Annotated in this window: 7 protein-coding genes and 2 pseudogenes; 3 read left to right on the forward strand and 6 right to left on the reverse strand. The window is 65.6% G+C overall.

Annotated elements, in window-relative coordinates:
• The first annotated feature begins 534 nt into the window (after positions 1–534).
• Positions 535–1,896 (forward strand): FAD-binding oxidoreductase, encoded by a 1,362-nt coding sequence (locus OOK38_RS33425; RefSeq protein WP_266849739.1) that lies wholly within the window; start codon positions 535–537, stop codon positions 1,894–1,896.
• A gap of 325 nt (positions 1,897–2,221) precedes the next feature.
• On the opposite strand, the gene OOK38_RS33430 is transcribed toward OOK38_RS33425, so the two are convergent.
• From OOK38_RS33430 to OOK38_RS33450, 5 genes and pseudogenes are all read right to left on the reverse strand, one after another.
• Positions 2,222–3,190 (reverse strand): threo-3-hydroxy-L-aspartate ammonia-lyase, encoded by a 969-nt coding sequence (locus OOK38_RS33430; RefSeq protein WP_266849741.1) that lies wholly within the window; start codon positions 3,188–3,190, stop codon positions 2,222–2,224.
• Positions 3,187–3,867, reverse strand: coding sequence for a transcriptional regulator (locus tag OOK38_RS33435; RefSeq protein ID WP_266849743.1), 681 nt, complete (start codon positions 3,865–3,867; stop codon positions 3,187–3,189). Before OOK38_RS33435 ends, OOK38_RS33430 begins: the two co-directional genes overlap by 4 nt.
• Complete coding sequence (locus OOK38_RS33440) at positions 3,857–4,261, reverse strand: RidA family protein (RefSeq protein ID WP_266849745.1); 405 nt, start codon at positions 4,259–4,261, stop codon at positions 3,857–3,859. The genes OOK38_RS33435 and OOK38_RS33440 overlap by 11 nt, the downstream gene beginning before the upstream one ends.
• 874 nt (positions 4,262–5,135) lie before the next feature.
• The gene (locus OOK38_RS33445) at positions 5,136–5,705 is read right to left on the reverse strand and encodes a sigma-70 family RNA polymerase sigma factor (protein WP_266849746.1); all 570 of its coding nucleotides are present in this window, start codon (positions 5,703–5,705) and stop codon (positions 5,136–5,138) included.
• A 1,102-nt stretch (positions 5,706–6,807) separates the two neighbouring features.
• Positions 6,808–6,940: pseudogene (locus OOK38_RS33450) on the reverse strand (IS5/IS1182 family transposase); the annotation flags it as partial.
• A gap of 818 nt (positions 6,941–7,758) precedes the next feature.
• Here OOK38_RS33450 and OOK38_RS33455 point away from each other — a divergent pair.
• On the forward strand, positions 7,759–8,292 hold the full coding sequence (locus tag OOK38_RS33455; protein ID WP_266849748.1) for an RICIN domain-containing protein: 534 nt from the start codon (positions 7,759–7,761) through the stop codon (positions 8,290–8,292).
• Between the two features lie 92 nt (positions 8,293–8,384).
• Here OOK38_RS33455 and OOK38_RS33460 read toward each other — a convergent pair.
• Positions 8,385–9,135: pseudogene (locus OOK38_RS33460) on the reverse strand (transposase); the annotation flags it as partial.
• A gap of 370 nt (positions 9,136–9,505) precedes the next feature.
• Here OOK38_RS33460 and OOK38_RS33465 point away from each other — a divergent pair.
• Positions 9,506–12,862, forward strand: coding sequence for a S8 family peptidase (locus OOK38_RS33465; protein ID WP_266849750.1), 3,357 nt, complete (start codon positions 9,506–9,508; stop codon positions 12,860–12,862).
• Positions 12,863–13,434: the final 572 nt, after the last annotated feature.

A 13,434-nucleotide genomic window follows, 5' to 3' on the forward strand; every position in this document is an offset into this window, starting at 1 on the left:
CCCTAGCGGTCTTCAGAACCGGCCCGACGCCAGACACCGATCGCTGCGAACCCCTTGCATCCAGCGATCGCGCAACCTCCACCGCTACAGGAGAATTCGAGCTGGCCTGGCAGAACGAACCGGCCCCGCCACCGCCGCCGAGCCACTTCCCCGCGCTGCGGACACTGCCCGCTCGTATCCCCCCGCAAGGCGCTCTCATCCATCTCAGCGGCCTCAGCGCCGAGATGCCTCGCCCGTTCGCGGCCCCGATCGCCGCCACCAACGCGGCAAAGTAGTCGATGGTCCGCTCTCTGGCGGCGAAACTCGGCGGCGAGGGGACCCGCATCTTCGAACTCGTCATCGGCCCCATCCGCACCCGGCCGTGTGCGGCAAATCGGCGCAGACAATGTCGGCTGGTTCAGGCGCATGCGGGCAGCCTCATCGGCGGAATCAGCCGTTTCACGGACACGCCCTGCAATGCCTGTTCACCCGCGGAGGCGGCATGAAGACCACACCATTGCGACAGGCCGGTCCCGGATGAAGAAGGAGATATCAATGCAAAGGGCCGACGGTTCAGCGGACCGTACACGTATTTCCCTCCCGGACTCCCTCGCGGCGGTCGCGGTACGCCCCGAAGAGCCCGGTTATGAACACGCACGACATACCTACCTCCATCGCGGTTCCCCCGCCGCCGTCCTGCAGGTGGGAAACGCGCAGGACATCGCAGCAGCCCTTGACCTTGCTCGCGACCGGCAGCTCCCGCTGTCCGTGCGCAGCGGCGGACACGGCATCAGCGGGCGCTCCACCAATGACGGCGGCATCGTCGTGGACCTCGCACGGCTGAACAGGGTCGAGGTGCTGAACTCCTCGTCCCGCCTGGTACGCGTGGAGGCCGGGGCACGATGGGGCAGCGTCGCTGCGGCGCTCGCGCCCTACAGCCTGGCGGTTTCCTCCGGTGATACCGGTGACGTCGGGGTCGGCGGGCTTGCCACGGCCGGCGGAATCGGGCTGCTGTCCCGACGTCACGGCCTGACAATCGACCACGTGCAGGCCGTCGAACTCGTATTGCACGACGGCACCCCCCTACGCGTCGACGCGGACAATCACCCGGATCTGTTCTGGGCCATGCGGGGTGCGGGCGCGAACTACGGCATTGCGACAGCCTTCGAATTCGAAGCAGAGGCCGTCGATGAGGTCCTCGCAGCCGTGACCCTCTTCGACGCATCCGACAGCACGGCGCTTTTGACACGGTGGGGAGCCGCCCTGGAAGCAGCACCCCGTCAGCTCACGAGTTTCCTGACGCTGTTCGCCGGCCGAAACGGCGGACGCCCGGTGGCACAGGCCATGAGCGTCTACGCGGGGACGAACATCGATGCGGCGACTGCCGCACTCACTCCGGTCCTGGCCGCCGGGCCAGTCCTAAACAACCGCGCCGCCCTCACTCAGTACCACGACCTGCTGCCCGCATCCCACGTCATCCACCGGGCCCAGCAGCCGCTGTCGGTGTCGCGGTCCGGGCTGCTCCAGCACATCACCACTCCGGTCGCCGAACTGCTCGGATCGGCCGTCGGCTCAGGTGCGGCAACGATGGTGCAGCTCCGATCGATCGGCGGAGCAGTCAACGACATGCCAACGACCAGCACGGCCTACCCTCATCGCACTCAGAACTTCGCACTCATGGCCGCCACTCTGCCCGTCCACGAGGCCATCCTGGACCGCCATTGGGATCAGGTGGAGCCAACACTCCACGGTCTGTACTCGAGCTTTGAGACACGCACCGGCCATGAGCAGCTTGAGGCAGCATTCCCGGGCGCAGTCCTGGAACGGCTGCGCATTCTCAAGGCGAAGTACGACCCCAACCAGGTCTTCTGCGGCAACTTCGCTATCCCGCCCGCCCCGTCACCTGCCAACCGGTAGACCGAAACCTGCAGCACGTCGTCCACCAGCCACCGGACGCCGACCGGCGATGCACTGCCCCCCGACCACGTTGCCGGTTCGAGATTCGAACCCTGAACGGTGCACGGCGTGACCGCGCCACCCGCCAAACTCTGCGCAGACCCTCTGCCTGGCCCACGGCCAGGTTCTGGAGGCCGACGTGGAGCCTGCCCCCGACCAGGGGTCTCAGAAGCTGCAATCCTCGACGCTCGGCAGGCTAATGCTGGCGCGCCTCCCTCGTTTCACAGGCAGCTGCAGCGGATGCCCGGGGCGCGCAGCGGGCCGGGCCGGTCATCAGGCGTCGGCGTCAAGCGCCGAGGATTTCAGCGAACCGCTGGGCGCTGATGTTGCCGCCCGAAATGACGATGCCAATCCGGCGCGGGATGGATTCGGTCCGTCGAGCCAGGAGGGCTGCCAGCGCAGTTGCCCCGCTCGGTTCGACGACAATCTTCATGCGCTCGTGGAAGAAGCGCATAGCGTCACGGATCTCGTCGTCGCTGACCAGGGCGATCTCGTCAACCAGCCGCTGGTTGATGGAGAAGGTGAGTTCGCCAGGGATATCGGCGGCCTGACCGTCGGCGATGGTGCGGGATACAGGAATGCGGACTCGATGGCCGGCTTCGAGGGATCGCTTGGTGTCGTCCCCGTCCTCGGGTTCGACACCGATCACCCGGATGGTCGGGGCGAGCCCCTTCGCAGCGGTACCACTGCCCGCGATCAGACCGCCACCGCCGACTGGCACCACGAGCGCGTCGAGGTCACCGACCTCCTCGATCAGCTCGAGCGCAGCGGTGCCCTGACCCGCGATCACATGCGGATGCTCATACGGCGGGATGAGCGCCAGGCCGCGTTCGGCAGCCAGGGCCTCCCCGATCGCCACCCGGTCGCCGGTATAGCGGTCGTACGTCACCACTTCCGCGCCATAGCCGACCGTCGCATCCACCTTGGAGCGCGGTGTGTCCTCCGGCATGAGGATCACTGCAGTCGTGCCGAGCTCCCGCGCTGCCAGGGCAACGGCCTGGGCATGATTCCCGGAGGAGTAGGCCGCGATTCCCTTGCGCAGCTGCTCCCGGGAAAGCCGCGAAGCGGCGTTGTACGCACCACGGAACTTGAACGCACCGATGCGCTGGAAGTTTTCGCACTTGACGAAGACCTCTGCACCGACCATCGCGTCCAGCGTGCGCGAGCGAAGTACGGGAGTCCGGTGTGCCACATCCTTGATCCGTGCGGCGGCATCGCGGACATCGTTCAGGGCCACCGGCGAAGTATCGGTCATGATCGTGCTCCATCCTGGTCGGTACCGTCTTCGCCGTGCACAGTCCTGGCCCTGGCGAGGTAGTTGTAAGCAGAAGCCCGGGAAATGCCGAGGCGTTCCGCGACCTGCTGGGCTGCGCCCCGGACTGCGAACACACCCCGCTCGTCGAGGTTTTGGAACAGCTCGAGCCGTTCAGTGCGGCTCAGCTCGGGCCAGGGCTTGCTCTGCCGCAGCTGATGCGCATCGACGATCGAGTCCACGACGGAGTCGATGTCGTTGGCGAAGGTGGTCGTCGGCACCGCGCCACCGCTGGTAACTCCAGCAAGCTCACCGATGAGAGCGTGCGCCTGGTTGAGGGCAGTGATGTCAAGGTTGAGGCACAGTGCCCCGAAAACGGTGCCGGATGAGTCGCGGAGAATCATGCTGGACGACTTCACCAGCTTCCCGGTCCCGGTGCGGGTGAGGTAGTTCAGCTCATTGGCTGCGTCGTCGCCCCGCGCGAGGATGCCCATGCCGATCTCGCTCATCGCCCCACCCACGCCACGCCCCGTCACCGAGCCTGCAATGGCGACGACGGACTTCTCCGGCCGGCGAAAGTCGTGAACGACGGCTTCGCACGATGCCCCGAGGGTCGCTGCGATGCCGTCGACGACCGATGCCAGCGCCGCGATGATCGCGTCCTGCTCCTCAGCCGACATCAGCAGATCCTGGTGCCTGCACCCGGGCGAGCGCTTCGATCTCGACGCGGCCACCGTACGGCAACGCTGCCGCCCCGACGCAGCTGCGTGCAGGGCGCGGTTCGGCGAAGAAGTCGGCGTAGGCGAAATTCAGGCGGTCGCGGTCTGCCATGTCGGTCAGATAGGCCACGACCTTCACCACGTCACCGCGGGTAGCACCAGTTGACTTCAGTGCGTCGTCGAGGTTTGTGAGAGCTTGTGCGCACTCCGCTTCGAATCCTCCGGGCACCAGTACGCCGGGTTCGCTCACCCCGAGGCGCCCGGAAACCGCCACCAGGTCACCGCTGCGAAAGGCCACGGAATAGGGGTGCTGGTCGGTCTGCTCTCCGAGCGTTTGGCCAGTGTCTCGCGTCATGTGCCCTCCCGTTAGGCGAACAGCCGCCTTGCATCTGGACTAGGAATCTAACATGTTAGACAAAAGTTCTAAAGATGCCTCGTAGTGCATCCCCCCGCTCCACACCCTGCGGCCACCGTGCGGTACGGAACGGCGCAACAGCTCAGATCGCCTGGGCCAACACCGCGCTCCTTCACCTCTCCCGCAAGACCACAAGCACGTCACACGGCATGGTCAAATCGCAGCAATCCTCGCCACGGCCCAAAGCGGACCAGCCACGAGCCGGGCCCAATTGCCACTGAGTAGTGGACCCGCTCCAGGAGCCGGCCTGAACGACGCTCCCCCAGAGCACAGGCTGCCGCGGCCCTGAACCGGATCGCGACGCCGCGGCCGCGCCGGCACCCATGCCACAGTGACGCGGCGCCGACGGTCAGCCTCCGTGGGGGGGCATTGCTCGTTCTCCGGGCGGCCCGATACACGACTCCGCCCCCCAGGCAACCACGGCACTGAATTCACAGCAGAGGTGAACCTGACCTGAGATCTCGCCGTTGCCTCTAGTACCGGGCTCGCGGGTTCCTCAAGCCCGGCGCCAGCTCCGACTCCAATCCCCCGCGATGTCGGAGCTGGCTCCTCTGCCGTGGTGACCTGGACCGGCCAGACAGGAGGACTGCTATGTGCTGCTTCGCCGAAAGCATCCTCGCGGCGCCCCCACCTCTGACACCAGGCCGCTCAGCCGCTGCCGCCATGGTTCGCCAGGTCCAGAGGCGAGAATCCTCTGGACCTCACACAACAGATTCAGCCCAAGGCCGGGCTTGCCTCCAACAGTCCGCCTTTGCCACTTTCTGTCCGTGGCAAATGCCGGCGCGCCCGGGAGCGCACCTCACCCGTGACGGGATCAGCTGGTAACGCCTCGGCTGGCCAGCGCCTTCTTCAACGCCCGTAGGGCGTAGTAGGAGCGGGACTTGACCGTGCCTGGAGGTATGCCGAGGTGCTCCGACACCTGCGCAACGCTGCACTCCAGGTAGTACATGAGCTTGATGATCTCGCGGTGTTGTTCCGTCAGTTCATCAAGAGCTTCGAGCACAACCTGGGAAGTGAGCAGGCGATCTGCCTCGTCGGCCACGGAGGCTTCCAGCAGCTCGAGCGACATGCTTTCAGGCGGCCGGATCTTGCGGGCACGGTGATGGTCGATGATCAGGTTTTTCACGACCGTGTAGAGCCACGGTCGCGCTTCCTCGACCTTCATTCCGAGGGTAGACGCGTGCTTCCACGCACGAAACGTGGCCTCCTGCAGGATGTCCTCGGCGCGGTGCCAGTCGCCTCCCAACAGGCGGGCCGCATAGCGCAGAAGCAGTGTTCCATGTTCGGCATACAGAAGACGGATGAACTCCTCGCATTGGTCAATCGGGGCCTCGCCCGAATGGTCTGTCGTACCAGCGGCGCCTGTGACAGGCACCCCGTCCATGGTCCGCCTCATCTTGTGGCGTCCTCATCCATCGATCAGTTTCGTTGTGGCGTGCCCCGGGTAAGACACGACGGCGGTTCACACTGACCGGGCCTACTTGGACGATTCTTGTCGTTTCCTTGCTTCCGCTGTTACGTGCAGCGAGTCCCGTCCCGCACAGGTGTCATCGACCCCGTCGGGGGCCAGCCATCGCGACAGCACGCCTCCCGAGGTAAGCGTCCGCCGCCCGCTCCAGCTCCACCGCAACCACCAGGTATCAGCTGGCATTTCTCGCCACGGGGCCCGCACCGACTTCGACTTCGACGCGCTCCCCGACCACACCGCCGGATGGCGCTGCCAGCCAACTCACCCTGCAATGGGCCTCAAGGGACGACGACGCCATCTGTGCCGAGATGGTCAGCGGGTTCGCTGCCGAGCCCAATCCCCGGTGCGACTGGAGACTCGATGATCACGCCGTGAGCGATCTGCTCATTGCTGTCAGAGACGTCAGGCGACCACCAAAGCTCAGGGATCATCGCCGAGGACCTGTACCGGCCCGAGCTCCCTGCCACGGCCACCGGCACGCGCCCGCCTTGGGGCTCAAGGTCTGGCTCTCGCCGCTCCACTGCGAGCCGAGGAACGAAATGATCATCCAGTCTGTCGTCGACCGCACTCGAACACCCACGACCGCGCCAAGGAAGCCCCGGCAAGGACGTGCGTACCGCGCCAGTCGACCTGGGCACCCGCAACGCGACCCCTTGAACGATCACACCCCGGTCGTGTTTGGCCCCGATCGCCAAACACGACCATCCATCAGGCCGCCCCGACCAAAGTCCACGCCTTTACCCGCAGCTTCGCCACCCCTAGCCGCAAGGCCGGAGCACTGGGCTGCTGGAGCATCGTCAAGATTCCCAACGCGGAGAACAGTCTCCCGCCAGCCCTGGGGACCGGCGGAAGGCCTTCACGTACTCGCAAGAGCAGAGCGGGCGCGCGCAGGCTCTGCCCATCGATGCTTCCAGTTGCTCACCTACCGTCCCTCGCGAGTCTGTTTCACGTGTCGGTGGGTGAGCAGGCAGGCGTCAAGACCGAGGAACGCCTCGTGGATGTCGTCGCGTCGCTCTCAGCGGATGCGAAGGCGATGAAAGCCATGCGGCCAGGAGATCGTGCGCTCGACGACGTAGCGGAGAATTCCGAGGCCGGAGCCGTGTGGTTGGCCGCGCTCTGCGATCACCGGGCTGCCGTAGCAGCCGCCGGTACTTGTAATGGTGGTAGCCGCGGGCGGTCAGCGGGGCGTCCGGTCGCCGACGAGGCCGGCCGACCAGGCCCGCGACCGCCGAATCACCCGTTTCGAGAACGGCGTCCTGGTCGAGCGCCAGGAGCACGCCCGCTTCGCCGCCTACCGCGAGGTACTGCGGCAGGTTGCTGACGCGGAGGAGACCGGGGTGGTCAGCCGCGTTCTCCCCGATCCGGACCAGACGATGGCCCAGTCTGCCGTGCTGCGGCACCTGGGCTGCCGAGCCGATGACCTCCACCGCGGCCCGCCTGCGAAGGGTGGGAACAGGCGATGGACCGAACCGTGCCCGGCTCCCCCTGGCCCGACGCCTGCAGGAATGGTCCTGCACCGCGCCATCACGCTCCAACTGCCCTGGCAGCCTGACGACCTGCTCGCGGCGTCGAACTGGCTTGCTCCGGCTCGAGACCGCCTCCGGGTCGAGCACCGCAGCCAGCGACGTCCTCGCCGAAGTCGGCCGCACCAAACCAATCCGCAACACCGCCACAGCCAGCCTCAAGCAACAGAGGAGGCGCTGAACTCAGCTCACCCACATCGGCTATTGCTCCAACAGAACTCCCTGGCAACGAAATACAGATGCGCCCGTCGTGAACCGCCTCACCCAGCTTCCCGTTAAGCGTGAACAACGAGGCAGCGGCGCTCAAGACAGCGCGGCCTTGCAAGGAATCACAACGTGTGGAGGAGTCAGAAGTGTCGAATGTCAACCCGCCAGACGCAACGTCCGATGGTCGTAGGCCGCACCGTACTCGCTTGATAGTGGGTGGTGGCGCAGTCGCTCTGCTGGTGGCAGCAGCAGCCATCGCCGTACCGTCCATGGTCGGCGACGACAACAAGCCGACGGCCCACAAGGCCAAAGAGATCAGCAGCAAGTCGACAGTGGTAGGGGTGACCCGCACATATAGGAGCCAGAAGGGCCTGCTCCTGACCGCGGGCGGAGTCGGCCCCAGCGGACGGGGCAAGGTATTCGCCCAGCTTCCGGGTGTAAATGACCTACAGCAGAGCTGGAACCTCCTTCGCGACAAGATCATCACCCGCGGAGGAAGCTCCAGCAACCAGCTTCGCTGCCTGGAAACAAACCGTGAAGGCAATCTGTTCACGGCGTCGTGTGTCACAGGAAAGGCCTCGCAGGAGTGGGCCCACAAGGTGGTCGATATCGGGGATCCGGGCTTCCCCGACACCATCATCATTCAGAACTTTGCGACCAAGAAGTGTGTCACCGCTGGAGCACCCACGGGACGCGGAACCTCGGCCACCGCCGCGCAGAACTGCACGGGTGCGGCGAACCAAAAGTGGACGCAGGGTAGGTTCGTCAGGTAATTGTCCTCACGTCTGGCACATGCCGACGCCCCTGGGATAGACCCCTCTTGATCAGTCTGCGCGCCAGGGACTCAAGCGCGCGCAGCATACATTCAGGGCCAAGGCGGGTCCCATGACATCCACATGGCGCCTCCTGACGCGATCGGGTGGAGACGGGCCTTGACGAGGAGCTCGCGGCCCATGTAGCGGCGGGCCTCGCTCCATTCGTCGTCCTGCTCGGCCAACACCACGCCGACCAGGCGGATCAGGCCGGTGCGGTGCAGTGCGGTCGGGGAAGATACCGACTACGTCGGTACGACGGCGGATCTCCTTGTTCAGGCGTTCTTGCGGGTGTTGGACCAGATCTCGCGGCAGAACGCGGTGAACATCAGTAGGTCGTGCTGAGCAGCGTCCAACTGGGCCACCTCCTTCGAGGACTTGGCCTCCAGCGCGTCCAGCGCGCAGCGCATCAGGGGCTGGACGGCGTTGGTGTCGGGCTGGTCGAGGACGGTCCGCAGCAGCGCGGCCACGCAACGCCGGGCAGACCTGGGGACCTGGCTCAGAAAGTGGGGGCGCCATGCGTGCGGCATCGCTGCCAGGATCTCCGGGCAGGACGGCACCGATCGCGGTGACGAGGTCGGTGTGGGCGTCGGAGACGACGAGCTGGACACCGCTCAGGCCGCGGGCGGTCAGGGAGCGCAGGAAGGCGAGCCAGCCGGCGCCGTCCTCTGCGGTGGCGACGTCGATGCCGAGGATCTCGCGGTGGCCGACGGCGATCAGTGCATGGACGTTGATGATGCGGCCGGCCTCGCGGACCTTCTGGGTCAGTGCGTCGACCCAGAAGAACGCGTAAGGCCCGGTGTCGAACAGCCGGTCGCGGACCGCGACTACCCGGATCACCAGCGCGTTGGACCTCTCCCCCGAAGGCCGCCTGCGCCGCCACCGACCCTGGCCGCGCCTCGACCGTGACTGGCCAGGCCGAAGCCCGCCGCCACGGCTCCATCCGTTCGACTCCTGCGTCGCTAGCCGCGACGTGAGGTCCTCGTTCGGTATCTGCGGGAACGACTGGAGCACGCCGCCGCTGCTGCCACTGGGCTGGCATGGCATCGCGAAACCTCGTAAATGCCGAACTCGTCGCGAAGAAATGGGAACCCGGCGCTCCTGCTCGACAGATGGTAGGAGATCGCGATCCAGCGATCCGGACAACTCACCACATTCGAGTGTTGGAGCAGAGTTGCAACAGAAGACGTTCAAAGCGTATGCGGTCTTAGCAGCGGCATTGCTGAGCGCCGGGCTGGGTGCAGGGGCGGCGGCTGACACCGCAAACGGTGGTGGTACCAGCGCCCCGTCCACCTTCCAGGCGAGGCAGGGTCCGGGCAAGACGTCTGTCGTCACGCTGATAACCGGAGACAAGATCCATCTGTCTGATGGGAAACAGGTCACCCGGATCGAGCGGGCGAAAGGCCGCGAAGGGATCCTCGTATCTGTTCGCCGTGCGAACGGCGCTACCTATGCCATCCCGTCCGACGCCGCGATGCTCGTGGACCAAGGCAAGCTGGACCGGCGGCTGTTCAACGTCAGCGCGCTGGTGGCGTACAAGTACGACGACGCTCACCGCACCACGCTGCCGTTCATCGTCTCGTACACAAGAGACAGAGTCCGCGCAAAATCCGCGATGGCGGCGGCGGACGTCTCGGTACGCCGAGACCTGCCCGCGGTCGGTGGTGAGGCGCTGACCGCGCGAAAGAGCGGGGTGGCCGATGTGTGGCAGGCCCTGACAGCGCAGGGGCAGGGCCAGCGTACGACAGCCGCCGGCATCGAGCGGGTGTGGCTGGACGGCCAGCGCCGGGCCACCCTCGACAAGAGCGTGCCGCAGGTGGGCGCCCCCAGCGCATGGCAGGCAGGCTACGAGGGCACAGGCGTGAAGGTGGCGGTTCTGGACACCGGAGTGGACGAGACCCACCCGGACCTCAAGGGCGTGGAGGCAGCCCAGAAGAACTTCTCGGAGGCCAGTGACACCGTGGACCGCGTGGGTCACGGCACCCACGTCGCCTCAACCGTCGCCGGTTCGGGCGCAAAGTCGGGTGGGAGCCATAAGGGTGTCGCACCTGGCGCGAGAATCCTCGACGCGAAGGTGCTGGACGACGAAGGCTTCGGCAGTGATTCTGGCATTCTGGCCGGCATGCAGTGGGCGGTCGACCAGGGCGCGAAGGTGGTAAACCTCAGCCTCGGCATGGACGACACCCCCGAGGTGGACCCACTGGAGGAGGCTGTTAACACACTCTCCGCGGAATCGGGCACCCTCTTCGTCGTTGCGGCAGGTAACAGCGGCCCGGAGGCCCGGACACTCGGCTCACCAGGCAGTGCCGACTCCGCCCTCACCGTGGGCGCGGTGGATCGCAGTGACAAGATCGCCGACTTCTCCAGCGTGGGACCGACGGCGAACGGCTCGCTCAAACCCGACATCACTGGACCCGGCGTCGGCATCGTCGCAGCAAAGGCCGCGCAGGGAACGGACGGCGACCCCGCACGGGACGGCTATGTCTCGATGTCTGGCACATCCATGGCGACCCCGCATGTGACGGGCGCCGCCGCAGTCCTTGCCCAGGAACATCCTGACTGGACAGGGCAGCGGATCAAGCAGGCGCTGACCGCATCGGCCAAGCCGGGCGACGGCCTGACGGCATACCAGCAAGGCGCCGGCCGTGCCGATCTGACTGCCGCTATCACCCAGACCGTGGTCAGTGAGCAGGCGTCGGTGAGTTTTGGGACCGCGCGTTGGCCGCACCCAGATGACAAGCCGAAACGAAAGACGATCACCTACAACAACCTGGGCCCGCGACCCGTCAGGCTGGATCTGTCCTTGGAATCCCTGGGCCCTGACGGGAAGGCGGCTCCCGCAGGCTTCTTCACACTCGGCGCGAACCAGATCACGGTACCCGCGCGAGGCACGGCGAGCGTAGATCTCACATCGGACACGCGAGCAGGCAGCCAGGACGGATTCTTCTCCGGCGCAATCGTCGCCACGGCGGCCGGTACGCCCGATCAACGCGTCCGTACTGCATTCGGCGCGGAGCGAGAGACCGAGTCCTATCAACTATCGCTGAAATACATCGATGCCAAGGGCAAGCCTGCACAGGCCCCGATGTCCGTCGTCTACAGCTACGACGGCAGTGTGTATGAGACTCCGACCGATCCCGACGGCAACGGCATCGCCACGCTCCGAGTACCCCGCGGCGACTACCTGGTGAGTGTGCCCGTTTACACGCCCAAGGGCGACGATGTCTTCGACGTCGCACAGATGACGCAACCCCGTGCTGCGATCACCGGGAACACCACACTCACGTTCGACGCGCGCAAGGCCAAACCCGTGAACATCACTGCACCCGGCGGAGCGAAGGAGGTCGATGCTCTCGCAAACTTCGAACTCGCACCCCCGTCCGGGGAAGCGTATCTGCAGACCTCGTTCCTGGGGTCCTTCAAGGGTTACCGCACAGCCCAGGTCGGCGCCCCGGCGAACCCGGACCACTTCCGTTCGGAACTCGCCGGCCGGTGGGAAAACGGCGCCGAAAGCTACCACCTGCTCTACCCCCGGACCGGTTCGCTCCACACCGGGTTCACCCACACCGCATCAGCGGACGAACTAGCTCTGGTGAAGGTCAAGATAGGCAGTTCGGTCACAGACCGCACCGGCTGGCTGGGCACAATGTACCGGCCGAAGCGTGCTGCGGGCGGTGCGGAATACGGGATGGGCACCAGCGGCACTTCGTTCAAGTTGCCCACGACGCGCAAGTCATACATCTCCACACCGCAGGACTACACTTGGGAGTTCTCAACGGGCCAGGAAGCCAAAACCGGCGATGGCTCCGAGGTGTACTTCGAAGCCGACAGGCCCAGAACCTACGAGCCGAAGAAGACCTACGCCAAGACCTTCAACGTCGGAGTCTTCAGTCCCATGGTCGACTCCGGCCACAGGGCTGAACGCATCGGCGACGTCCTGTCCATCTGCATCCCCGAATTCACCGACGGAGCAGGCCACTTCGGCTCCTCTACCGTCACCTCGAGGCAGACCTTCGTGACCGTGGACGGCAAGAAGGTAGTCGACACGGACGAGGCACTCTGCGGGACCGTCGACAGGCTTCCGGACACGTCCGCAGACTATCGAATCCGCACAACTGCCACCCGGTCCGCCGGTGTGGCCCGCGTCAGCAGTCGAATATCCGCACTCTGGACCTTCACCTCCAAGAAGCCCGCCGACGATGCCGCAGCTGTCCTGCCCCTGTCCACCGTCCGCTTCACGCCGAAGCTGGACCTGTCCAGCGCCGCCCCAGCAGGCAGTAAGTTCCAGGTTCCGATGACCATCCAGGGTCCGGCCGCCGGTCAAGGCTTCAAGTCCCTCACCGTGCACGTCTCCTACGACGCCGGAAAGTCCTGGAGCAAGACACCGGTCCTCACGGGAGAAGACAACCGCAAGAGCCTGCTGCTGAGCCACCCCAAGACGGCGAAGTCGGCGTCGTTCAAGGCCCTACTCACGGACAAGGACAGCAGGACCTACGAAGTGATCGTCATTAACGCTTACCAACTCAAATAGCACACTGCGTGTAGGGCTACGCCCTTTGCAAACATGGGTGCGCCTCGGAGAGCACAGAGCAGGCCTCCCGAGGCGCCCACACATGGTGCCGCGTTCGGGAAGGCGTCCAGCCAAGGAATCATGTGCCAGCCATTCTGAACCTACCGGGTGAAGCCTACGAGGTGTGATCAACAGTGTCAGTCTGGTCCATCAACGGGACTCGCAGCACCAGGAGACCATTCCGATAACTGTCAGCATGGAAATGGGTACGCGTCGGTCTGGGCAGCTGCCAGCGTGGACAGTTCGATCGCAGTCACTTGGACGCCTTCGGCGGCGGCAGAAGCGGACACGGTGCGGCTCATGCGTTGGGACAGTTGCTGTAGGAACCCAGCCGGCGCACGAGCCTGTGACTGAAGGCAGGCAGTGTCGAATACTGCGGCGACCGTGCGTGCCGGCCCTTGAGGTCCACGTTCGAGACTACCCAGGAGTGCCGTCTTCTGAGCTGATCACACGCGGCGGGCAGATATCCACTTTGCACCTGTGCCGAGTTCAGCTCGTCCGGCTGTGTAAGTCGGCCTGCCTGCGCCAGGTCT

Origin of the sequence: Streptomyces sp. NBC_00568, from assembly GCF_026341855.1 — a bacterium.
Taxonomy (GTDB): Bacteria; Actinomycetota; Actinomycetes; order Streptomycetales; family Streptomycetaceae; genus Streptomyces.